This window comes from Pseudomonas sp. GW456-12-1-14-TSB6, from assembly GCF_059424205.1.
In genome coordinates, this window is record NZ_JBWKZE010000011.1 from 122,345 (window position 1) to 144,129 (window position 21,785).

A 21,785-nucleotide genomic window follows, 5' to 3' on the forward strand; every position below is an offset into this window, starting at 1 on the left:
AGCGGCACCCAGCAAACAACGGAAACTTTTACGCCGGGCCACGGGTCACCCGAACATCACTCGGAGAACAGCACATGGCTCGGGCAATCTGGAAAGGCGCAATCAGTTTCGGTCTGGTCCACATCCCCGTGGCGCTGGTCTCGGCGACGTCATCCCAAGGCGTCGACTTCGACTGGCTCGACAGCCGCAGCATGGACCCGGTCGGCTATAAACGGGTCAACAAGGTCACTGGCAAGGAAGTCACCAAAGAGCACATCGTCAAAGGTGTTCAGTTCGAAAAAGGCCGCTATGTGGTGCTCAGCGAAGAAGAGATCCGCTCGGCACACCCGGTTTCGACCCAGACCATCGATATCTTCGCCTTTGTCGACAGTGAACAGATCCCGCTGCAGAACATCGACACGCCCTATTACCTGGCTCCGGACAAGCGCGGCGGCAAGGTCTACGCCTTGCTGCGTGAAACCCTGAGCAAAACCCGGAAGGTCGCCCTCGCCCGAGTGGTTTTACATACGCGTCAATACCTGGCGGCGCTGATGCCTCTGGAGTCGGCGCTGGTGCTGGTGAAGTTGCGCTGGCCGCAGGAAGTGCGCAGCCTGGACGAACTTGAGCTGGGCAGCGAAGTGACCAAGCCGCAACTGGCCAAAGGCGAACTGGACATGGCCAAACGGCTGGTGGAAGACATGACAGCGGACTGGACGCCCGAGGATTACAACGACGAGTTCGAAGACAAGATCATGGCGCTGGTGGACAAAAAGGCCCATGAAGGCAAGATCGAAGACGTTGAGACCGTCTCTGCAGAAGAAGAGCGCAAAACCGCAGATGTTATCGACCTGACCGAACTGCTCAAGCGCAGCTTGGGCGGAAAAGCTCCGGCCAAACCGGCGAAGAAGACCGCCAGCAAGACAACAGCGGCGAAGAAAACCAAAAAGGCCTCATGAAAATGAAATCGGGCGACTGTCTTTAACAGTCGCCCGATTCGTCAGATCAAGATGAAGATCGCCAGCAGACCGCCGAAGATCGCCCACTTTTCCATGTAGTAGAGTTTGCGATTGCGCTTTTTGAGCTCTTTTCCGCGCAGGCGAATCTTGTAGATTTTGGTAAATAACCGGTTGATGCCACCGGTGCGGTCACCCGCATCGTTCGGCGCACCGGCCGCCGACATCACGGTGCGGCTGAACCAGCGGTTGAACGCCGCCGCCCAGCGATACTTCATCGGGCGCTCGATGTCACAGAACAGGATGATGCGGTTCTGGTCGGTGGTGTTTTCCGCGTAATGAATGAACGTCTCGTCGAACATCACCGCTTCGCCATCGCGCCAGTGATAGTTCTCGCCATCGACGTTGATGTAGCAACCGGCGTCGTTCGGCGTTTCCAGGCCCAGGTGATAACGGTAGGAACCGGCGTACGGGTCGCGGTGACGCACCAGTTTCGAGCCCGGCGGCAGCTCGGCGAACATCGCAGCCTTGATCGAGCCGATGCTCTGCACCAGTTCGGTGGTGCGCGGGCACAGTTGCAGCGCCGACGGGTGGCTGTCGCCGTACCACTTCAGGTAGAAACGCTTCCAGCCGGTCTTGAAGAACGAGTTGAAACCGACGTCGTCGTACTGGTTGGAACGTTTGATTTCGCCGGCGCGCAGCAGGTTACGACCTTCTTCACGGATTTCTTCCCAGTGGGTCTGCAACGGAGTCAGATCGGGAAAGTCCTTTGGATCAAGGTAAGGCGTGTTGGGCTTTTTCGAGAACAGATAAAGGAAGCAGTTGATCGGTGCAAGGAACGAAGAGTGATCGCTCAGTTGACGACCGAGTTTGTGGCGTACGCGACCGCGCAGGTGAACGTACGCAATGGAAATGACATATACAGCGGCAATGATGAGTTTCACGGAAATCGTCACACGTCAGAAGTGAACAAACTGCGCGCCTTTCGGGCTGTGGCCCAAGGTCTGTGGCAGTGGTCTGAAATCAAAAAAAACGTCCCGGTGGCGCATCCTTGAGCCCATGCCGGACAAGGCATTGGGTGAATGGATGGCATTTTAGCCACAGTTTGTAACCAATAGTGAACCTTCATCTGTGAAAAACTGTCTCGCGATTGCGCCAAACGGCAATCGGAATGTCACCGCCCTATCGTTTAAAGAGCCAGACCAGTACAATCGCCGCCAAACTTTACGCGCCCCCCTTGGTTGATGACGGGATTGCCCCGCCTCAGCGCACTTCGACTCGGGCCAAGCGCTCCGGCTGCACCCTCGCTACTCAGCACGCTTCGCAGGAAAAACCTTTGATTTCTACAGCTAACATCACCATGCAGTTCGGCGCCAAGCCGCTGTTTGAAAACGTTTCGGTCAAATTCAATGGCGGCAACCGCTACGGCCTGATCGGCGCCAACGGTTGCGGCAAGTCAACCTTCATGAAGATCCTCGGCGGCGACCTCGAGCCATCCGGCGGCCAGGTCATGCTGGAGCCGAATGTACGCTTGGGTAAATTGCGCCAGGATCAGTTCGCCTACGAAGAATTCACCGTGATCGACACGGTGATCATGGGTCACGAAGAGCTGTGGAAGGTCAAGGCCGAGCGCGATCGCATCTACTCGCTGCCGGAAATGAGCGAAGAAGACGGCATGGCCGTGGCCGAGCTGGAAACCGAGTTCGCCGAGATGGACGGCTACACCGCCGAATCTCGCGCCGGTGAACTGCTGCTGGGTCTGGGCATTCCGCTGGAACAGCACTTCGGCCCGATGACCGAAGTCGCGCCGGGCTGGAAGCTGCGTGTTCTGTTGGCTCAGGCACTGTTCTCCGATCCGGAAGTGCTGCTGCTCGACGAACCGACCAACCACCTGGACATCAACACCATCCGCTGGCTGGAAACGATTTTGACGGCGCGTAACAGCACCATGATCATCATTTCCCACGACCGTCACTTCCTGAACAGCGTCTGCACCCACATGGCCGACCTGGACTACGGCGAGCTGCGTCTGTTCCCGGGCAACTACGACGAGTACATGACCGCGGCGACCCAGTCCCGCGAGCAACTGCTGTCGGACAACGCCAAGAAGAAAGCCCAGATCGCCGAACTGCAAACGTTCGTCAGCCGCTTCTCGGCCAACGCCTCGAAAGCCAAGCAGGCCACTTCCCGCGCCAAGCAGATCGACAAGATCCAGCTGGCCGAGGTCAAGCCATCGAGCCGCGTGAGCCCGTTCATCCGTTTCGAACAGACCAAGAAGCTGCACCGCCAGGCTGTGACCATCGAGCAGATGTCCAAGGGCTTCGACGGCAAGACCCTATTCAAGAACTTCAGCTTCACTGTTGAAGCCGGCGAGCGCGTCGCGATCATCGGTCCGAACGGTATCGGCAAGACCACCCTGCTGCGCACGCTGATGGGCGAACTGACCCCGGACGCAGGTTCGGTGAAGTGGACCGAAAGCGCGGAGCTGGGCTACTACGCTCAGGACCACGCCCACGATTTCGAAGACGACGTCAGCCTGTTCGACTGGATGGGTCAGTGGACTCAGGGCGAGCAAGTGATCCGTGGCACCCTGGGTCGCATGCTGTTCTCCAACGACGAAATCCTCAAGTCGGTGAAAGTGATTTCCGGTGGTGAGCAAGGCCGCATGCTGTTCGGCAAGCTGATCCTGCAAAAGCCGAACGTGCTGGTGATGGACGAACCGACCAACCACCTGGACATGGAATCGATCGAGGCGCTGAACCTGGCGCTGGAAAACTACCCGGGCACGTTGATTTTCGTCAGCCACGACCGTGAGTTCGTATCGTCCCTGGCCACCCGCATCATCGAGCTGAGCCCGAACGGCGTGACCGACTTCAGCGGCACCTACGACGACTACCTGCGCAGCCAAGGCGTGGTGTTCTGAAAACTACTACAAAAAAGCCCTGTCTTTGTGACAGGGCTTTTTTGTTTCACTGTTCACCGGGAAGTCATCACTTTCTTCCCGGCAAAGCTTGGACATTCCAGTAGTTTTGTACGATGCATTTGGAGAATGATTGCATCATCCAAACCACAATCAACATCCACTCACATTAACGAATAGCATACTTAAGGATATAAGAATAAAGACCATTCACCGCAGGCTCTGCAAACTTATGATCAACTTCCAGAGCACCCGACAGGATTGAGTGACATTCAAACACCATCTTCTCCCGACCAAATCGATAAAATATCGCACCGTCTGCAATGTCGGCAAACGCTTTGTAAACACTGGCTACCGCAGCACCGCCCTTATATTCGATACTCACTTTGTTCGACGCAGCGGGTAATGAAACACCACCAATGACGACTGCTTGAGGCACCAGTTCCCCGGTATCTACACAAAGACTACGGCATATCATCTTGCTATTTTTGTCAGTACCGAAACTACGTTCGTACAAGGCTATCTCCGACCCCTTCACCTTGGAGCAGGCTTCCTCGAACGCCGTCAAAACAGCTTTGGCATTCGCCATTCCCGCGTCCAGGTCTCGTAGAGAAACGAAACGCTCCAGTTTGTTGTTCTTTGCGCTGTCCAGCGCTCGTGAAATGGTCGACACATGCGCAAAATCCTTTTTACAAGCGATGACATGAACCTCATATTGATAGCGGCTGGCGTGTTCCCCCTTTTGAAATTCTGCAAACTCGTAAGTTTCAAGGCCAACCTCCATTATGATGCTGTACTTCTCTCGCAGCGCTTTCTCAAAAATCATGCCCCCCAAATCCCTGACAAACTGATCGGTCTTATTGTAGGCAAAGCCCACGCCATTTTTCACGATCTCTTGGTATTGCGGATGAAGGGTCCGGAAATGTGGCTCGTACAGCGGGACATAATTTGAATAGCGACAAGTGTCGAGCAACTCATTGAGCAGATGTGTTTTGCCTGCACCCTCTATGCCGGCAACCACAAGCATTTTTGGCGAAGATTCCTCATCTGAAACTGCCACTCTTTCGTCGAATAACTTCTTTTGCAGTCCAAGAAAAGCGTTTTTTACGTCCTGTTGCGTATAGGAAAATTTGCCAGTCATATTATTAAGTTCCTTCTCAATTGAAATAAGTCCTTTTAAAAATCCGCACTGAAAATCGACAACTACTATTGACAATCGCCAAGCCAATTCAAAAGACAACCAAAGCTAAAACCATTAAATAAAATGAATCAATCCAGAAAGCACAACAATATATTTCAGAAAAAAATCGATAAACGTTCAGGGCGACATCCTACAAAACAAGCAGTGATAGACTACTGGGCAGACACTAATACACTACTTATATAACAAGAAATATCCGCGCTTATTCAACGAACCGCCCTATGCTTGATTTAAGGTTTTCATTTCTATAAACACCCTGTTTCCTATAAACCAGTCATGCTGCCCCTACTGAAAGAACTACCCGGCTCAAGTATGCAAGGTGTCAGTAGTCGGCCCGATCCTTCGGATTCCCACGACACCAACCTGTTCAGCGTGATGTACGATCATTGAAGATGAATAGTTAGCCTGCTTTCTTTTATCTCGGCGCCACGCCATGATGCGGACTCTCCCACCGCCGCCCGCGAACGAGTCCTCATGTCTGCGCAGCAACAGCCACCGCAAAGCTCCCTGGCGATCACCCTGCAGATCGTCTCCATCGTTTTCTATACCTTTATTGCCTTCCTCTGCATCGGCCTGCCGATAGCGGTACTGCCCGGCTACGTGCATGAACAGCTGGATTTCAGCGCCGTGATCGCAGGGCTTGTGATCGGCTCGCAATACTTGGCCACCCTGCTCAGCCGGCCGATGGCCGGGCGCATGTCGGACACCGTCGGCACCAAGCGGGCGATTGTGTATGGCTTGTCGGGGATCGTGCTCAGCGGTGTGCTGACGCTGGTTTCGACGCTGTTACAGAGCTTGCCGCTGTTGAGCCTGTCGATCCTGATTGTCGGTCGCCTGTTGCTGGGGATTGCCCAGGGCTTGATCGGCGTCGGCACCATCAGTTGGTGCATGGGCCAGGTCGGTGCCGAACACACGGCACGCTCGATTTCGTGGAACGGCATCGCGTCCTACGGTGCGATTGCCATCGGCGCGCCATTGGGCGTGGTAATGGTCGCCGATTATGGTTTCGAGAGCCTTGGCATTGCGTTGTCGCTACTCGCGGCCGGCGCCTTGCTGCTGATCCGCAATAAGCCTTCAGTGCCGGTGGTGCGCGGTGAACGCCTGCCGTTCTGGGCGGTGTTCGGACGGATTGCGCCGTTCGGCGCCAGTCTGAGCCTGGCGTCGATTGGCTATGGCACGCTGACCACCTTCATCACCCTGTATTACCTCAATCGCGGCTGGAGCGGCGCTGCGTATTGCCTGACGGTGTTCGGTGTGTGTTTCATCCTTTCGCGGCTGCTCTTCATTTCCGCCATCGGCCGTTTTGGCGGGTTCACTTCGGCGATTGCCTGCATGACCATCGAAACTGTTGGCCTGGTCATGCTGTGGCTGGCGCCCTCGACCGCGTATGCCTTGGTCGGCGCCGGTCTGGCCGGGTTCGGCCTGTCGCTGGTATACCCCGCGCTGGGCGTCGAGGCGATCAAGCAGGTGCCCAACTCCAGTCGCGGCGCCGGGCTGAGTGCCTATGCGGTGTTTTTCGATCTGGCGCTGGCGATTGCCGGGCCGTTGATGGGCGCAGTGGCGTTGAACCTGGGCTATTCGTGGATTTTCTTCAGTGCGGCCGTGCTGTCCGTGACCGGACTCGCGCTGACCTTGCTGCTCAAGCGCCGGGCCATGGCGTAAACGCTCACTGATCCGCCGTCTGCATCCCCGCGCGGGTCGGCCGGCCCAAGGCATGGGAGAAGAACCGCCCGGCCTCGGAAATCAGGTTGCGGTGGATGTCTTCGCGATCCACGCCATCGGCATCGGTGCACAAGGCGGGCATCGCACGAATCTGCTCTTCATTGCATGGCGCCATGAACACGAAGTGCCCCGCCCCGGCCAGCAATTTGAAGTCGGGTGCGGTCGGCAGCTTGCGCGCCAGGGCGGCGGCGTTTTTGTCGAAGGCCACCAGTTTGTCGCCGTCACCGCTGTAGAGCAGCACCGGCACGTGCACACCGGCCAGGGTGTGACGACCAAACTTGAGACTCAGCGGCGCCATCAGCAGCAACGCGTGCACGCGCGGATCGGCCACCGGTTGCAGATCGTCGCGGTCGACAATCAACTCACCCTGAGTGTTGCAGGCGTCGCGGTCGTCCGGGCGCTCCTGGCAGTAACGGCGCAGGCGATCCAGATCCGGCTGCGCGCCGGACAGAATCAACGCCGTTTCGCCGCCCGCCGAATAGCCGATCACGCCAACCTGCTCGGCGTTCACGTACGGCGCGAGCATGCGGTCGCCCAGGGTGGCGGTAATGGCTTCGGAAATCTGGATCGGCCGGCCGTAGAGATTGCTCATCGTGCCGAGGCGGCTGTGATCCTTGGAATTGTCGCCAGGGTGAATCACCGCCACCACCACGAACCCCTTGCGTGCCAGTGACGTAGCCAGGTCGTGCAGCGCCAGCGGCGTGCCGGTGTTGCCGTGAGAGAGCATCAGCATGGGGAAACGGCCAATGGCAACTTTGGTGTCTTCGCCGGCCTCGACCGAATAGCCTTCGAGCAGGCTCAGGTGTTCGCGGTCGCTGGAGGGATAGAACGCGATGGCGCGCATCGGTTGCAGGTCAAGCGGGTCGAGGAACGTCATCTCGTGATAACCGACGCTCCAGCGCGGGTGCTGCCCGGGCGCAGCGTGCACTGAATTCAGGCTGCCGAGCAGGCAAATCAGTAACGCTGCACAAAGACGCATCATGGGATGCCCCACCCTGTTGTTACTCAATCGAAAGATCCGTTGTGTTCGACGCCCGAAATTCGGTACTCCGGCGCGGCGTTGCACTCAGACGTTGATCATCAGACTGCATAACCCGGGCCAGATTATGTAATAGTCAGAAACAAAAAACTCCGTATCTGGCCCTTGCGGAACCAGAATACAGAGTTTTGGGGGATTTGCCTGAACAGGAGCTGTTCTTTACGCAAGCCTTACGCGGCGGCGAACAGCTGCTCGCTGATCTTCGCTTGAGCGGCGCTCATGGCGTTGTTGCGCACTTCTTCACCGTAGGCCAGGCCTTCAGCACGCACAACTTCGATGTCGGTGATGCCGAGGAAGCCAAAGACCAGTTTCAGGTAGTCTTCGTGCGCCACGCCCGAAGCTTGACCGGCGTGGATGCCGCCAGCGGTAGAGACGATCACGACTTTCTTGCCACCGCACAGGCCTTCGGGGCCGGCTTCGGTGTAACGGAAGGTCTGGCCGGCGACGGCGATGCGGTCGATCCAGGCTTTGAGCTGGGTCGGCACGGTGAAGTTGTACATCGGGGCAGCGACGACGATGGCGTCAGCGGCGATGAATTCGGCCAGGGTGGTGGCGCTCAGTTCGGCTTCGTGCTGTTGTGCGGCGTTGCGCAGTTCAGCGGTGGTGCCGGCGGCAACCAGGGTGGTCGACGAGAAGTGGCTGATGGCGTCAGCGGCCAGATCGCGGTAGGTCACGACAGCGCTTGGCTCGGCGGCTTGCCAGGCTTTAGTGACTTGACTGCTCAGCTGACGGGAAGCGGAGTTGTCGCCCAGAATGCTCGAATCGATGTGCAGCAGTTTCATGTGGAATCTCCTGGAATGAATCGCCGGTGGCGACGGAATGGAGACAATCCTACCGACGAAACCAATAGCTGATTAGACGGCAACAATGCGATAGTTTGTCCCACTGATAGAACAGTCGGGTTTCTCCATGCAAGACCTCAACGATCTCTACTATTTCGCCAAAGTGGTCGAGGCAGGCGGTTTCGCCGCCGCCGGCCGCTTGCTCGGCATTCCCAAGTCACGGCTCTCGCGGCGCATCGCCGAGCTGGAAGAACGCCTCGGCGCACGTTTGCTGCAACGCACCACCCGCCAATTGAAGCTGACGGCGGTCGGCGAACGCTATCTGCGTCACTGTCAGGCCATGCTGCTGGAAGCGGAAATGGCCGATGAAACAGTGGCCAGCATGTCCAGCGAGCCTCGCGGACGCTTGCGGGTTTCCAGTCCCACGGGGCTGGCCCATGAAATGCTGCCGGTGGTGATCAGCAATTTCCTTGGCAAATACCCTCAGGTGCAGCTGGAAGTCACCCTGATCAATCGACGGGTCGACCTGATCACCGAAGGCATCGACGTGGCCCTGCGCGTGCGCGAACACGGCGATGAAGAACCGATGCTGGTGACCCGCCGCCTGCGTCAGGCGCAGATGGTGGTGGTCGCAAGCCCTTCCTTTATGCAGGGCGTGGAAATCAATCATCCGCAGGACCTGAAGAACCTGCCGGTGCTGGGCGCCCTGGAGGCCGATCGCATGGTGCATGTGCGCCTGCTCGATCAGCACGGCAAGAGTTGCGATCTGGCGCTGGAAGCCCGGCTTGGCATCGACGATTTCATCGTGCGCAAGGCCTGTGTGTTGGCCGGCCAGGGTTTCACCCTGCTGCCGATGATGTATTGCGAAACGGAACTGAACAACGGCACGCTGGTGCAGTTGTTGCCGGATTGGTCACTGCCCGGCGGCTGGCTGCAAGCGGTGTATCCGCATCGGCGCGGGGTGATGCCGGCGGTGCGCGCGTGGATCGATCATCTGGTCGAATCGTTCAATGCCTGTGGAGAACGGCTGTTATGAAACAAGGAAAGATGAGCGAACAGGATGTCGCGGACTTCTGCCTGGCCCTGCCCGGTGCCAGGGAAGACTACAAATGGGGTGGCGTGCGAGTGTTTTCGATTGCCGGCAACAAGATGTTCGCCTTGCAGGGGCTGCGCGGTGATTCGCTGGCGTTCAAGGTCGACAAGGACCTGTTTCTCGGTCATTGCGACCGGCCGGGCATTCACCCGGCGCCGTACCTTGCCCGGGCGCAATGGATCATCATGCACCCGCCCTACCCGCTGGGCGCCGAGGAACTGCAAGGCTTGCTGCAGCGTTCCCACCAACTGGTGGTCAGCAAGCTGCCCAAGCGCTTGCAGGTCGGGCTGCTGCTTTAGAACAACGCCAGGAGGTTCGAACCGAGAAACAACTGATCGATCCAGAACACCTGATGCAAAGCCACAATCATCCAGAACAACACCTGAAACGACACCTTGCGCGTCTTGTGCCGGAAGACCTGCTGGGCGATCAACGCGCCCGGCCAGCCACCGGCCAGTTCCACCGCGTGCAGGATGTTTTCCGGTGTGCGCCAAGCGTCGGCGCGGGCCTTGCGCTTGTCCGCCCAGTACAGGAAAAACGCCAGCACGCTGACCAGCCCGTAGGCCGTCAGCGGTACCAGGGAAATCCCGCGCAGCCACATCGACAATGAGCCGAACAGTGGCAACGCGCAGACGATCAGCAGCACCACCAGCTTCAATTTCAGATGCTGAATATTGCCACCGGAAGGACCGCGATCCGGGCGGCGTGCGCGGGAATCACTCATGGCTGGGCGGCCGTCCAGTCGACCCAGCCGAACTGCCAGGTCGCCAGAATCACCAGACCGAAGACGATCCGGTACCAGGCAAACGCCGCGTAGCTGTGGCTGCCGATGAACTTGAGCAGGCCGCGCACCGCGATCATGGCGAAGATGAACGCGGTGACGAAACCGATGGCGAATACCGGGAAGTCCGCCGGTACGAACAGGTCGCGATACTTGTAGCCCGAATACACCGCCGCACCGACCATGGTCGGCATCGCCAGGAAGAACGAGAACTCGGTGGCGGTCTTGCGCGACAGGCCAAACAACAGGCCGCCGATGATGGTCGAGCCGGAGCGCGAAGTGCCGGGAATCATCGCCAGGCACTGGGCGAAGCCGATCTTCAGCGCATCCGTCCAGCGAATCTCGTCGACCGTTTCGGCGTGCACTTCATGCTGACGCTGTTCGGCCCACAGCATCACGATGCCGCCCACCACCAGCGCGGCGGCCACAGTGATCGGGTTGAACAGGTAGTGGTGAATCAAGTCGGCGAAGACCACACCCAGCACCACGGCGGGCAGGAAGGCGATCAGCAGGTTGGCGGTGAAACGCCGCGCACTCGGCTGGGTCGGCAGGCCAATGACCACGTCGAGAATCTTGCGTCGGAATTCCCAGACCACCGCGAGAATCGCACCAAGCTGGATGATGATGTTGAACGCCATGGCCCGCTCGCCTCCGAAATCGAGCAAGTCGGCAACAATGATCTGGTGTCCGGTACTGGAAATGGGCAAAAACTCCGTCAGCCCTTCTACAACTCCTAGAATCAGTGCCTGCAAGGCCGTCCAAAGATCCATCAATCCCCCAGAGAGCGATGCACAGAGGCATGCCCCGATAGTATTTTTTACGTTCACTGCGTTCAGCGTAGCTGGTTAAAGCTGTACCGATTCCGCGCGCACAGGATCCACACGAAACAGTCAAAATTCCGTGAAAAATCAATTTCGATTCAGGTTTTCACGCGCGGGGCCGAAATCCTAACAGACAAGCCGTAATAGCGCTGCCGCGTTCTACGACTTGGGTCGCGTATGCCCGGTCACCGAAACGTGGTTGGATGCTGGCGGTGGTTTATTACAAGAAAAAGAATCCGGAGTGACAGCGTTATGAACAGCTTGCGCAGTGTGTCGATCAGCCGACGCTTGTGGCTCATCTTGATTGTGGCCGTGGTCATGCTGTTGACGTTGGGCGTGTTGATGCTCAAGCAGATCCATGATGACCTCTACCACGCCAAGGCCCAGAAAACCCAGCATGTGGTGCAGACCGCCAGCGGTTTGCTGACTTACTACCAAGGCCTCGAAGCCGCAGGAACCCTGACCCGCGATGTGGCACAGAAACAGGCGCTGACCGCGATCCGTGGCCTGCGCTATGACCAGAATGACTATTTCTGGATCAACGACCTCACGCCCGTGATGGTCATGCACCCGACCAATCCCAAGCTCGAAGGCCAGAACCTCTCGGCGATCCGCGACCCGGACGGCTTTGCGGTGTTCAATGAAATGGTCGCCATCGCCAAGGCCAAGGGCGCCGGCATGGTCAACTATCGCTGGCCCAAGCCCGGCGCCAGCGAACCGGTGGCCAAGACCTCGTACGTGAAATTGTTCGAGCCATGGGGCTGGGTCATTGGTTCGGGCGTGTACGTCGATGACGTGCAGGCCGAGTTCCAGGTACAGGTAATCAAGGCGTCGGTGGTTGGGCTGATCATCGCGGTGATCATGGCGCTACTGGTGATCCTGATTGCCCGCAGCATCGTCCGTCCTTTACAGGAAACCGTGAACGCCATGGCCAACATCGCCAGCGGCGAAAGCGATCTGACCCGCAGCCTCGACACCCACGGCCAGGACGAAGTCACTCAGTTGGCCCAGCACTTCAACGCCTTTACCGCCAAGCTACGTCGGGTGATCGGTGAATTGCAGCTGTCCGCCAGTGCATTGGGCCAATCGTCCAGCGAGCTGGGCAACGATGCTGCGCAGGCCCAGCAACGCAGCCAGCAGCAGTCGCAGCAGATGGAGCTGGTTGCCACTGCCGTCAACGAAGTGACCTACGGCGTACAGGACGTAGCGAAGAACGCCGAACACGCCGCCAGCGAAATGCGTGACGCCGAAGCCCAGGCCCAGCAGGGCCAGATCAACATCGACGGCAGCCTGCAACAGATCGACAAGCTCTCCGGCACCATCGATCAAGCGGTGGAAGTCATCCGCACGCTGGCGACTGAAAGCACGCAGATCGGCAGCGTGCTGGAGGTGATCCGCTCGATCGCCGAGCAGACCAACCTGCTGGCCCTCAACGCCGCCATTGAAGCGGCTCGGGCCGGCGAACAGGGTCGCGGTTTTGCGGTGGTGGCCGACGAAGTGCGTTTGTTGGCGCAGCGCACGCAAAAGTCCACGGCGGAAATCCAGACGATGATCGAACGCCTGCAAAACCACTCCGAAGCCGCCGTAAAGGTGATCGGCGACAGCAGCAAGGCTTCGCAACTGACCATCGAACAGGCGGGTCTGGCCAGCGCCAGTCTGAATGCGATCGGCCAGGCCCTGCGTAACCTCAATGGCCTGAACGCCTCGATTGCCAGCGCAACGCTGCAACAGGCGCATGTGGTCGAGGACATCAACCAGAACGTCACCCAAGCGGCGGGCCTGTCCCACAGCACCGCACTGGCGGCCGAGCAGTCGAGCGTGGCGAGTGTGAAACTCGGCCAGCTCAGCGAACAACTGAACGGGCTGCTGCGCCAGTTCCGCGTCTGATCCCTGCAACAGGTGGGAACTCGTTTCCCACCTGTTTTTCGGTACAATCCGCCCCCCTCTTTTATTCCCCCCCAAGGAACCTGCATGTCCGGGCTTGAACTGTTTGCGGCCGCCCTAGGCGTGATCGCCGTGTGGCTCACGGTCAAACAGAATCCGTGGTGCTGGCCGATCGGGCTGGTCATGGTGTCGCTCTACACCTGGGTGTTCTTCGAGGTGAAGCTGTATTCGGACATGCTGCTGCAGGTGGTTTATGCCGGGCTGCAAATCTATGGCTGGTGGCAATGGACACGGGCCGGGACGATGCATGACGGGCGCGAAGTCACCCGGCTCGACAATCGCTCGATTGCGCAGGGCCTGGCCATCGGTGCGGTGGGCAGTCTGCTGCTGGGCGCGGCCATGGCCCATTGGACCGACGCGGCGCAACCGTGGCTCGACGCCGCGCTGACCGGCTTTAGCCTGGTCGCGCAGTTCTGGATGGCCCACAAACGCCTGCAATGCTGGGCGTTGTGGTTCGTGCTGGATGTGATCTTCGTCGGGCTGTTCCTCTATAAAGGGCTGTACCTCACGGCGGCGCTGTATGCCCTGTTCACCCTGATCGCGGTGCAAGGCTGGCGCGAATGGCGTGCCGACCCGGCGTTACAACGATGAAAGTGATTGTTCTGACCGGTCCCGAGTCCACGGGCAAGAGCTGGCTGGCCGCCGGAATTCAACAGCAGTTCGGCGGTTTGCGGGTGGACGAATATGTGCGCTGGTTCATCGAGCAGAACGCACGCGATACCTGCCTCGCCGACATCCCGGAAATCGCGCGCGGCCAGTTGCAGTGGGAAGACGCAGCACGCGCGCAGCAGCCGCGACTGCTGATTCTCGACACGCATTTGCTGAGCAACATGCTGTGGAGCCAGACGTTATTCGGCGAGTGCCCGCCCTGGCTGGAAACCGAGTTGCTGGCCCGTCATTACGACCTGCACCTGCTCCTGTCCCCGGAGCAGATCGAATGGACGGACGACGGTCAGCGCTGCCAGCCCGACTTGAGCGAACGACTCGCGTTCTATCAGGCGACCCGGACGTGGCTGGAAAACCATCGCCAACCCTTGCAGATCATCAATGGCAACTGGGCCGAACGCCAGCAGCGGGCCTTCGACGCGGTGCACAGCCTGCTCGCGGACTGACCCGATTTGCGGGGCGTTTGACCCGCTGTATCCCCCTGGTTTGGGGGAAAAGTGTCCGTTCCTGAAACACTCCTTCAGGTGCAAAGTGCCCGTCTCAAGGCCCTTCATCCCTTTGTCATCCGACTTGTTACGCCGCTGAAACACCTGCGCGCAAACCCTTGGTCCAGAGCTTTGCGCTGTCTTTAAAGGGTTGCGCAGGCAGTGTTTTGTTTCATCGATGAAACAGCTGTTGTATCAGCCCCACGCTCAATCCACTCAACACATTGAAACGAAAAGACATTTCAAAAGCGGCACAGCTTTCGCTCTCTCCTTCACAACGCTGAACAGGCTCAGCCCACTGAAGAAGGAATTGCCGTCGTGGGGAATATCAAAAAAGCCTTTACTTGCCTTCTGCTGATCGGATCAGCCGCCAGCCCCTTTCTCAGTTTCAACGTTCAGGCCGAAGGCAATGGCGTGATCGTGCTCAATCGTGATGTCCAGCCGATCCCGATCGGTCGCAGCGGTGGCAAAGATCCGTACCCCACCACCGTCAATGCCAATCCTTCGGGCCGCATCGATCAGGCGATGACCAGCACCGAACTCAACGACGGTGAATTTGCCAGTGTAGCCAGCGGATCCTCGATTCGCGGAAGTATCACCACCCCGACTTCGAACATCCCCGGCATGAACACTGTGACCAATCCGAATGGCTTGCCTGGTATGGGAGGCGGTCACGGCGGCGGTGCCGGCGGCTCGATCTCCAATACCGTCAACCGTGCCATGAGCTCCGGTCTTGCCCCTCTGACTCGCATGGCTGGAGGCCAATAAATGAATCGCTCTCTGCTCCTGCTCGCCCTCCTCGGCTGCACCAGCGCAATGGCTGACCCGAGTTCCGTGAACAACGCGAACATTCAGGAAACCGGCATCCAGTATCGCGGCAACTACAACGTCAACCAGGCGGCCGGCGACCAGATGCAACAGACCAACACCAAAGCAATCGCCATTGGCACCAATGCCAGCGCGACCACCAGTGTCATCCAGCACATCAACACGCCCGCCGACCGTACGGGCAATGCCAGCGCCAACATCGGCGGCAACTCTTTCACTAACGGCAACGGGATCCTGGGCGTGAACCAGGGCGCCGGGGCCAATAACCAGATGGCCAACGTGACGCGCGTCAGCATCAGTGCTGCCCCGCAGAGCGTTGACGATAGCGCCCTTTCTCAACAGAACGTGGCGTTGTTACCGAGCTCAGGAGCAACTGGTACCTCACCCGGCAGTCGCCAGGTCACGACAAGTGATCAGGCCTTCACCGGCAGCCGAGGGGTAATCCAGGTGAACCAGAGTGCCGGGGTGGGGAACCGAATGGCTAACACCCTGAGCATCCGGGTCGCTGACTGACCCAAACAACAAAAGCAGTGCAATTAGAAAGTACCAACACTTAACCAACTAATAAGCACGACGGAGAAACACCATGAAACCTACAATGGCCCTCAAACCACTGGTTTTCGCACTCGCAGCAGTGATGGCAATCGCAGCACAGGCAGGCGGTCGTGATGATAATCACGGTCATGGTAACGGGCATGGCAACCATGAACCAAAAGGCCCAACCCTGGAACAACTGCTGCAAATCGGCGCTGGCGCCGGGGCGGCAGTGCTCGACACGCAAAGCAGCTCTGGCAACCTGGTCGGCAACCAAGGCACCAAAAATGATGCCAACGTCAACAACTCGGCCAATGGCACCAACGGCAACGTTGGCATGAACAACACCGCCGGCGATGGCAACCAGCAAGACAATGCCGCCGCTCTGGCAACTGCCGATGAAAGTTTCATCTTCGGCTCTGCGGTGTCGGTCTCCAGCGCAACTCAAGTCAACACCAACAACGCCGTTGCGAACTACTCCACCACCAACAACGCCAACCTCAACAACGTAGGTAACGGCGGTTCCGGCAACATTGGCGTGAACAACAGTGCCGGCAACTTCAACCAACAGAAAAACAACCTGGCAATTGCTGTATCGGGTGGTCGTGTAGCTAACGCCGCTGCTGCTGCGAACCAAAGCTCCACTGGCCTGACCGTAGCCAACAACGGCACTCAAACCTACAAAAAAGATACCCTCACCGGTACTTTCGCCGGGGCTGGCGCGTTCTACGCGAAGGGCACTGCAAAAATCGAAGACGACGATCACGGTCATGGCGGATATGGCAATAACGACAGAGGCCATGGTGGCGACAAAGATCAAAAAGCCAAATTCGAAGCAGTGGGCGTATTCGGCCTGGCAGGTGTGACCACTCAACAAGTGATGACCCCTGATGGCTGGAAAAACCCTGTGACCAACAACGCTTCCATCTCCAATGTTGGTAACAACTTCTCGGGTAACGCTGGTTACAACAACGCCGCTGGTGTTGGCAACCAACAAAGCAACTCGCTGTCCATCGCCGCAGGTTGCAAAGCCTGCATGTAATCGCGATCGAAACGAAAGCCCCGGAAACGGGGCTTTTCCTCAGTCCGCAAAGGCGTATCGATCATGCGTAAGACTGCCCTCCTCGCTATGCTTTGCTTCTGCGGCCTGACCCAGGCTGCCCAGATGCCCGTTGCCGCCCTGCCTGGCGGCACACTCGTCTACAAGAACGTGCAAAGCATTCGTGAGCGCAAGTTTGCCGACATCGTCGAACAGAAAACCGACTTCAGCTGCGGCGCCGCCGCACTGGCAACGGTATTGCGCCAGGCTTATTGGCTCGACGTCGATGAGGAGCACATCATCAAAGGCATGCTGGTCAACGCTGACCAGGACCTTGTTCGTACTCAAGGTTTCTCCATGCTCGACATGAAGCGCTACATAGAAAGCATCGGCATGCGCGCCAGGGGCTACAAGATTCCACCGGAAAAGCTCGACGCAGTCACGATCCCGGTGGTGGTACTGATGGAAATTCGCGGCTACAAGCATTTCGTGGTGATGCAGCGGGCGGACAAGGATTGGGTTTACATCGGAGACCCGGTTTTAGGACACAAACGCTACTCCCATGATGACTTTGTCAAAGGTTGGAACGGTATTGTCTTTGCCATCGTCGGCCCCGGATATGACAAGGCCAATGCCTTGCGCAGCCCACCGGTACCGGTAACGGCCAAAAACAAGCTGGATGCCTTCAACCCGGTCAAAGATGCTGAATTGATGGACTTCGGGTTCATACAGAGCGACTTCTTTTAATCGCCGATTACAAGAGTGGGGCTGGATGTCCCGGGAGCAGCAGATGAAAACCTCATACTGGCTGGCCGCCGCCTGCCTGGCAGCGAGCGCGTCAGGCTATGCCAATGCAGGATTCAAACCCATCGAAATCAAGGACCAGGAGCTCGCAGAGCTGCGCGGTCGTTATGTCATGCCGGGCCGGATCATCAGCTTCGGTGTCGTCATGAGCAGTACCTGGCGCAACGCCAGTGGAGATCTGATCGGGGCATCGGCCTCGATGCAATTGCAGGCCGCTTCGGTCAAACCTGAATTCTACGTCTCGACCATCAAGGAACACGGCAATGGCAGTACCCCGGAACTGGGGACTGGCTCGGTCGTGGGTGGCGCGGGACTCAACTCAAGCCAGGGCGTGACGCAGAGTGTGCGCGCCGCTGGCGACGGCAACTCCGCCTACAACAACGTTGCGATCAACGTCAAAGAAGCCAGCCAGGCACCTGCACTGATGCCTGCCCAGGGCCAGGCCTTGATGGCCGGCCAGACCATTTCCGGCAGCAATGGCGCCGGCAGTGTCGCGGTTTCAGCCACAAATGGCGGCGTTCAAATGGCCATTCAGGCCTCCGGCAATCAGGGGACAGCCTTGCAACAGGTCGCCCAGGGCGGACTGCTGCAAAACACCCGTTTGCTCGGTAACGCAAACGTAGTCAACAACCTGACACAACTCAACGTTGTCCTTAACAATAACGGCATGAGTGCCGGCGCACTGGACTGCAACCTGACTCAACTCAGGGCACTACGCAATATCGGATATTGAACTACGCTGAGTCTCGATCATTGGGCTTAAAGGGACGGCTTATTCATGTATCGATCAGTATCACTGCGTGCTGCTGTATGTTTGAGTACTCTTCTACCCGCGGCAATGTTGCAAGCTGCACCCGACGCCGATGTAGAAGCCCTGAAACAGGAACTTCTGGAGCTTAAGCAACGATACGAAGTACAACAGAAAGCCCTGGCGGTGCTCGAACAGCGAGTCCGCCAGGTCGAAGAGCAACCCGCTTCTCCACCCCCCAAACGCTTGGCCAAATCGCCTTCGGACATGAAAGGCAACCGGGTCGCCACCGGCACCGGGGCTGCAGCAGCGTCGGGGGGCGCCGCCGGGGGCAGTGGCGCATCCTATGGCCAGTCGCTTGCCGACGATTCACAACCGGCACAGAGTGTGTCCAACCTGTACGACGAAGCCAGCGGCTTCTTTGGCGGCGGCAAGTTCAGCTTTGAAACCGGCGTGACCTATTCACGCTATGACACCCGCCAGCTGATCCTCAACGGCTTCCTCGCCCTGGACTCGATTTTTCTCGGCAACATCAACCTCGACCGGATCAAGGCCGATACCTGGACCCTCGACCTGACGGGACGCTACAACTTCGACAACCGCTGGCAGTTCGATCTGAACGTGCCGGTGGTCTACCGCGAATCGACCTATCAGTCCGGCGGCGGCAACGGCGGCGCCTCCAACGTCACCACCGAACAGGACGTCAGCCGCGACCCGACTCTCGGCGACGTCAACTTCGGCATTGCGTACAAGTTCCTGGACGAGTCGGTCAACACCCCGGACGCCGTGGTTTCCTTGCGGGTCAAGGCGCCAACCGGCAAGGACCCGTTCGGGATCAAGCTGCGCCAGACCGATGCCAACTCGAACCTGTTCGTGCCTGACACCCTGCCCACCGGCAACGGCGTCTGGTCGATCACCCCGGGCATCTCGCTGGTCAAGACGTTTGACCCGGCCGTGCTGTTCGGCAGCCTGTCCTACACCCATAACTTCGAGGAGTCGTTCGACGACATCAGTTCGACCGTCAACCAGAAAAACCCGGGCAAGGTACGCATCGGCGACAGCTTCCAGATTGGCGCGGGTGTTGCCTTCGCACTGAACGAGAAGATGAGTATGTCGTTCTCCGTATCCGACCTGGTGCAACGCAAGAGCAAGCTGAAACAGGATGGAGGGGATTGGGAATCGGTGGTGTCCAGCGACGCCAACGCCGGTTACTTCAACGTCGGCATGACCATCGCGGCCACCGACAACCTGACCATCGTGCCCAACCTGTCCATCGGCATGACGGACGATGCCCCGGACTTCTCCTTCAGCCTGAAATTCCCGTACTACTTCTAACCGCAATACCATAAAAAGACCCGCTGCGATGAAAGTCGCAGCGGGTCTTTTCAGCTTCCCTGGACAGGAAGCACCGCGCCCTAGCGGATCTGGTGCTTGTGCAGCAAACGGTAGAAAGTAGGTCGGGAAACCCCCAGCACTTTGGCGGCAACACTTAGATTGTCGCTGTGCCGGTTCAACACATCGCACAACGCCTGGCGTTCGGCGCGGGTCTTGTAGTCTTCCAGGGTGCCCATCGGTGCCGCGATCGACTGCTGGCTGATCAGCCCCAGGTCACGGGCCTCGATCTGCCGTCCTTCGGCCAGCACCAGCCCCCGACGCACGCGGTTGGCCAGTTCGCGGACATTGCCCGGCCAGTCGTGCTTGCCCATGGCAATCAGCGCATCTTCACTGAAGCTGCGCGGACGACGGCCGGTTTCGTGACTGTAGAAGTGGGAAAAATGGTTGGCCAGCATCGACAGGTCGCCGTGGCGCTCGCGTAACGGCGCGGTCACTACTTGCAGCACATTGAGCCGGTAGTACAAATCCTCACGAAAGCGCTTCTTCTCGATGGCGGCCTCAAGGTCGACGTGAGTCGCTGCCAACACCCGCACATCAACCGGGATCGGTTGACTGCCGCCGACCCGTTCAATGTGTTTTTCCTGAAGAAAGCGCAACAGATTGGCTTGCAGTTCCAGTGGCAGATCGCCGATTTCATCGAGAAACAAGGTGCCGCCGTTGGCTGCTTCGATACGTCCGACCTTGCGCTGATGGGCGCCGGTAAACGCGCCTTTCTCGTGGCCGAACAGCTCGGACTGGATCAAATGTTCGGGAATTGCCCCGCAGTTGATCGCCACAAACGGTTTGCTGTGACGTTGCGACTGCCGGTGCAGGGTCCGGGCGACGAGTTCTTTACCGGTCCCGCTTTCTCCGCGAATAAGCACTGGCGACTCGGTGGGGGCCAGTTTACTCAGCAGTTTGCGCAGCTCGCGGATCGGTTTGCTGTCGCCCAACAGCTCGTGCTCCGGCTGATCGACGTGAATCGTGCCCTGGCCACGCAGACGCGCCATGCCGAACGCACGACCGAGGGTGACCTGCACCCGGGAGACGTCGAACGGCAAGGTATGGAAATCGAAAAACCATTCGCAGACGAAGTCGCCGACGTTCTGCAAGCGCAGCACTTCCTGATTCAACACGGCGATCCATTCGGTGCCGCTGCGGCTGATCAGTTCTTTGACGGCTTCGGGACGTTCCAGGTGGAAAGGCTGTAAACGCAGCAAGCCGACATCGCAACTTCGGTCGGCGGCATTTTCCAGGCTGCAACTGTCGACGTCCCAACCCACGGCACGCAAACCCGGCAACAATCGGTGACAGTCGTCGCACGGGTCGACGACCAGTAAACGTCGTAAAGCAGGCGCTTCGTTCATGACTGTTCCTTGGCGCCAAATTTTAGGAAATGATCGTAAAAACAGTCATTTGGCAAACCTGACTGTTACATTAGCAAGAATTTGACGGGGCCTTGTATCGATTGCTTATAGGTGTACAAGTGAAGCAGTTATAAGAAACCGCTTTATTAGTTAGCTATCGACTTGATTCTTTCGCCAGGCTTTCAAAAACAGGTCGGAATATTGAGGGTATGAAAGAAATTCGAAATTTCTTCAAATCCGGTGTGACCTGCCAACGGGTTGCGTGCATCAGTACAAGTAACTCGCCGAACGGTAAGCCCAACCGACGGCACATCACTTGATTGGGCACTTAAAGAGAGAAGACCCCATGACCGCCCCGCTCCGTATCAACGAAGCTCTTTTGATTGCCAACCGCGCATTTGAACCGTTTCAATGCGTCGCCTGGGCCCCACAAGATGGCAATGGCGAACTTTGCCTCACCGTGATCGACCGCACCAACTCCCACATCGGTCGTACCCAGATCCCAAGCAGTGCCTACTCTGATCCGGCGCAACTTGAACACCTGCTGCAGCAGGCCCGCGCCGAACTGAGCGAAGAAGGCTATGCATTGCAGTCCTGGTCGATGCCACACTGATAGTTGCGGGCAATGCGGATGACGCTCAAGTCATCCGCCCTCTTCTTTTAGTTGCGAATCTTTTTCCAACTTCAGTCTTTTTGTACAACTTT

The 21,785-nt window shown here is 58.1% G+C and carries 22 protein-coding genes; 15 read left to right on the forward strand and 7 right to left on the reverse strand.

The window, feature by feature from the left end; genetic code table 11:
• The first annotated feature begins 74 nt into the window (after positions 1-74).
• Positions 75-935, forward strand: a complete 861-nt coding sequence (gene ku, locus AC07Y2_RS12810; RefSeq protein WP_039768210.1) for a non-homologous end joining protein Ku — start codon at positions 75-77, stop codon at positions 933-935.
• 41 nt (positions 936-976) lie between these two features.
• On the opposite strand, the gene lpxO is transcribed toward ku, so the two are convergent.
• Positions 977-1,876: a lipid A hydroxylase LpxO gene (gene lpxO / locus AC07Y2_RS12815; RefSeq protein ID WP_039768931.1), complete on the reverse strand. Its 900-nt coding sequence runs from the start codon at positions 1,874-1,876 to the stop codon at positions 977-979.
• A gap of 392 nt (positions 1,877-2,268) precedes the next feature.
• Between lpxO and AC07Y2_RS12820 the strand changes: the two genes are divergently transcribed.
• The gene (locus AC07Y2_RS12820; RefSeq protein ID WP_039768209.1) at positions 2,269-3,855 is read left to right on the forward strand and encodes an ABC-F family ATPase; all 1,587 of its coding nucleotides are present in this window, start codon (positions 2,269-2,271) and stop codon (positions 3,853-3,855) included.
• A 166-nt stretch (positions 3,856-4,021) separates the two neighbouring features.
• Here the strand turns inward: AC07Y2_RS12820 and AC07Y2_RS12825 are convergent, their stop codons facing one another.
• Positions 4,022-4,993 carry a zeta toxin family protein gene (locus AC07Y2_RS12825; protein WP_052266545.1) on the reverse strand — a complete coding sequence of 324 codons (972 nt, stop codon included), beginning with the start codon at positions 4,991-4,993 and terminating at the stop codon, positions 4,022-4,024.
• A 534-nt stretch (positions 4,994-5,527) separates the two neighbouring features.
• On the opposite strand from AC07Y2_RS12825, the gene AC07Y2_RS12830 reads away from it, so the two are divergent.
• Positions 5,528-6,715 carry an MFS transporter gene (locus tag AC07Y2_RS12830; RefSeq protein WP_103386128.1) on the forward strand — a complete coding sequence of 396 codons (1,188 nt, stop codon included), beginning with the start codon at positions 5,528-5,530 and terminating at the stop codon, positions 6,713-6,715.
• A 4-nt stretch (positions 6,716-6,719) separates the two neighbouring features.
• Here AC07Y2_RS12830 and AC07Y2_RS12835 read toward each other — a convergent pair whose 3' ends face one another.
• On the reverse strand, positions 6,720-7,757 hold the full coding sequence (locus AC07Y2_RS12835) for an alpha/beta hydrolase family protein (RefSeq protein ID WP_085667081.1): 1,038 nt from the start codon (positions 7,755-7,757) through the stop codon (positions 6,720-6,722).
• Between the two features lie 227 nt (positions 7,758-7,984).
• Positions 7,985-8,596 carry an FMN-dependent NADH-azoreductase gene (locus AC07Y2_RS12840; protein WP_039768205.1) on the reverse strand — a complete coding sequence of 204 codons (612 nt, stop codon included), beginning with the start codon at positions 8,594-8,596 and terminating at the stop codon, positions 7,985-7,987.
• 127 nt (positions 8,597-8,723) lie between these two features.
• Here AC07Y2_RS12840 and AC07Y2_RS12845 point away from each other — a divergent pair, with 127 nt between their 5' ends.
• A complete protein-coding gene (locus AC07Y2_RS12845) occupies positions 8,724-9,632 on the forward strand; it encodes a LysR substrate-binding domain-containing protein (RefSeq protein WP_064596388.1) in 909 nt (302 codons plus the stop codon).
• Positions 9,629-9,988: an MmcQ/YjbR family DNA-binding protein gene (locus AC07Y2_RS12850; RefSeq protein ID WP_039768203.1), complete on the forward strand. Its 360-nt coding sequence runs from the start codon at positions 9,629-9,631 to the stop codon at positions 9,986-9,988. Before AC07Y2_RS12845 ends, AC07Y2_RS12850 begins: the two co-directional genes overlap by 4 nt.
• Here the strand turns inward: AC07Y2_RS12850 and AC07Y2_RS12855 are convergent.
• Positions 9,985-10,413, reverse strand: a complete 429-nt coding sequence (locus AC07Y2_RS12855) for a DUF1294 domain-containing protein (protein ID WP_039768201.1) — start codon at positions 10,411-10,413, stop codon at positions 9,985-9,987. The genes AC07Y2_RS12850 and AC07Y2_RS12855 overlap by 4 nt on opposite strands.
• The gene (locus tag AC07Y2_RS12860) at positions 10,410-11,240 is read right to left on the reverse strand and encodes an undecaprenyl-diphosphate phosphatase (protein WP_085667083.1); all 831 of its coding nucleotides are present in this window, start codon (positions 11,238-11,240) and stop codon (positions 10,410-10,412) included. The genes AC07Y2_RS12855 and AC07Y2_RS12860 overlap by 4 nt, the downstream gene beginning before the upstream one ends.
• Before the next feature lie 303 nt (positions 11,241-11,543).
• Here AC07Y2_RS12860 and AC07Y2_RS12865 point away from each other — a divergent pair, with 303 nt between their 5' ends.
• The 9 genes from AC07Y2_RS12865 to fapF all read left to right on the forward strand — a co-directional run bounded on the left by AC07Y2_RS12865 (position 11,544) and on the right by fapF (position 19,674).
• The gene (locus AC07Y2_RS12865; protein WP_103386129.1) at positions 11,544-13,178 is read left to right on the forward strand and encodes a methyl-accepting chemotaxis protein; all 1,635 of its coding nucleotides are present in this window, start codon (positions 11,544-11,546) and stop codon (positions 13,176-13,178) included.
• Between the two features lie 84 nt (positions 13,179-13,262).
• Entirely contained in the window at positions 13,263-13,826 is a 564-nt protein-coding gene (pnuC, locus tag AC07Y2_RS12870; protein WP_103386130.1) for a nicotinamide riboside transporter PnuC, read from the forward strand.
• Positions 13,823-14,347 (forward strand): AAA family ATPase, encoded by a 525-nt coding sequence (locus AC07Y2_RS12875; protein ID WP_103386131.1) that lies wholly within the window; start codon positions 13,823-13,825, stop codon positions 14,345-14,347. The genes pnuC and AC07Y2_RS12875 overlap by 4 nt, the downstream gene beginning before the upstream one ends.
• Before the next feature lie 357 nt (positions 14,348-14,704).
• Positions 14,705-15,154: a functional amyloid chaperone FapA gene (fapA, locus tag AC07Y2_RS12880; protein WP_103386132.1), complete on the forward strand. Its 450-nt coding sequence runs from the start codon at positions 14,705-14,707 to the stop codon at positions 15,152-15,154.
• A complete protein-coding gene (gene fapB, locus AC07Y2_RS12885) occupies positions 15,155-15,727 on the forward strand; it encodes a fibril amyloid subunit FapB (protein ID WP_103386133.1) in 573 nt (190 codons plus the stop codon). It abuts the gene before it with no gap.
• 73 nt (positions 15,728-15,800) lie between these two features.
• The gene (gene fapC, locus AC07Y2_RS12890) at positions 15,801-16,790 is read left to right on the forward strand and encodes an amyloid-like fimbrin subunit FapC (protein ID WP_103386134.1); all 990 of its coding nucleotides are present in this window, start codon (positions 15,801-15,803) and stop codon (positions 16,788-16,790) included.
• Between the two features lie 63 nt (positions 16,791-16,853).
• On the forward strand, positions 16,854-17,534 hold the full coding sequence (fapD, locus tag AC07Y2_RS12895) for a fibril amyloid maturation endopeptidase FapD (protein WP_103386135.1): 681 nt from the start codon (positions 16,854-16,856) through the stop codon (positions 17,532-17,534).
• Between the two features lie 43 nt (positions 17,535-17,577).
• Positions 17,578-18,324, forward strand: coding sequence for a fibril amyloid subunit FapE (fapE, locus tag AC07Y2_RS12900; RefSeq protein ID WP_103386136.1), 747 nt, complete (start codon positions 17,578-17,580; stop codon positions 18,322-18,324).
• Between the two features lie 45 nt (positions 18,325-18,369).
• Entirely contained in the window at positions 18,370-19,674 is a 1,305-nt protein-coding gene (gene fapF, locus AC07Y2_RS12905) for a fibril amyloid transporter FapF (protein ID WP_039768189.1), read from the forward strand.
• Positions 19,675-19,754: 80 nt separating this feature from the next.
• Here the strand turns inward: fapF and AC07Y2_RS12910 are convergent, their stop codons facing one another.
• Entirely contained in the window at positions 19,755-21,080 is a 1,326-nt protein-coding gene (locus AC07Y2_RS12910) for a sigma-54 dependent transcriptional regulator (RefSeq protein WP_039768186.1), read from the reverse strand.
• Positions 21,081-21,426: 346 nt separating this feature from the next.
• Here AC07Y2_RS12910 and AC07Y2_RS12915 point away from each other — a divergent pair, with 346 nt between their 5' ends.
• The gene (locus AC07Y2_RS12915) at positions 21,427-21,693 is read left to right on the forward strand and encodes a hypothetical protein (RefSeq protein ID WP_039768183.1); all 267 of its coding nucleotides are present in this window, start codon (positions 21,427-21,429) and stop codon (positions 21,691-21,693) included.
• Positions 21,694-21,785: the final 92 nt, after the last annotated feature.

Excerpts from the sequence above, each read along its gene's own strand:
- ku (WP_039768210.1), top strand. The coding sequence starts at position 75 with ATGGCTCGGGCAATCTGGAAAGGCGCAATCAGTTTCGGTCTGGTCCAC.
- AC07Y2_RS12825 (WP_052266545.1), bottom strand. The coding sequence starts at position 4,993 with ATGACTGGCAAATTTTCCTATACGCAACAGGACGTAAAAAACGCTTTT.
- AC07Y2_RS12830 (WP_103386128.1), top strand. The coding sequence starts at position 5,528 with ATGTCTGCGCAGCAACAGCCACCGCAAAGCTCCCTGGCGATCACCCTG.
- AC07Y2_RS12835 (WP_085667081.1), bottom strand. The coding sequence starts at position 7,757 with ATGATGCGTCTTTGTGCAGCGTTACTGATTTGCCTGCTCGGCAGCCTG.
- AC07Y2_RS12840 (WP_039768205.1), bottom strand. The coding sequence starts at position 8,596 with ATGAAACTGCTGCACATCGATTCGAGCATTCTGGGCGACAACTCCGCT.
- AC07Y2_RS12845 (WP_064596388.1), top strand. The coding sequence starts at position 8,724 with ATGCAAGACCTCAACGATCTCTACTATTTCGCCAAAGTGGTCGAGGCA.
- AC07Y2_RS12850 (WP_039768203.1), top strand. The coding sequence starts at position 9,629 with ATGAAACAAGGAAAGATGAGCGAACAGGATGTCGCGGACTTCTGCCTG.
- AC07Y2_RS12855 (WP_039768201.1), bottom strand. The coding sequence starts at position 10,413 with ATGAGTGATTCCCGCGCACGCCGCCCGGATCGCGGTCCTTCCGGTGGC.
- AC07Y2_RS12860 (WP_085667083.1), bottom strand. The coding sequence starts at position 11,240 with ATGGATCTTTGGACGGCCTTGCAGGCACTGATTCTAGGAGTTGTAGAA.
- AC07Y2_RS12865 (WP_103386129.1), top strand. The coding sequence starts at position 11,544 with ATGAACAGCTTGCGCAGTGTGTCGATCAGCCGACGCTTGTGGCTCATC.
- pnuC (WP_103386130.1), top strand. The coding sequence starts at position 13,263 with ATGTCCGGGCTTGAACTGTTTGCGGCCGCCCTAGGCGTGATCGCCGTG.
- AC07Y2_RS12875 (WP_103386131.1), top strand. The coding sequence starts at position 13,823 with ATGAAAGTGATTGTTCTGACCGGTCCCGAGTCCACGGGCAAGAGCTGG.
- fapB (WP_103386133.1), top strand. The coding sequence starts at position 15,155 with ATGAATCGCTCTCTGCTCCTGCTCGCCCTCCTCGGCTGCACCAGCGCA.
- fapC (WP_103386134.1), top strand. The coding sequence starts at position 15,801 with ATGAAACCTACAATGGCCCTCAAACCACTGGTTTTCGCACTCGCAGCA.
- fapD (WP_103386135.1), top strand. The coding sequence starts at position 16,854 with ATGCGTAAGACTGCCCTCCTCGCTATGCTTTGCTTCTGCGGCCTGACC.
- fapE (WP_103386136.1), top strand. The coding sequence starts at position 17,578 with ATGAAAACCTCATACTGGCTGGCCGCCGCCTGCCTGGCAGCGAGCGCG.
- fapF (WP_039768189.1), top strand. The coding sequence starts at position 18,370 with ATGTATCGATCAGTATCACTGCGTGCTGCTGTATGTTTGAGTACTCTT.
- AC07Y2_RS12910 (WP_039768186.1), bottom strand. The coding sequence starts at position 21,080 with ATGAACGAAGCGCCTGCTTTACGACGTTTACTGGTCGTCGACCCGTGC.
- AC07Y2_RS12915 (WP_039768183.1), top strand. The coding sequence starts at position 21,427 with ATGACCGCCCCGCTCCGTATCAACGAAGCTCTTTTGATTGCCAACCGC.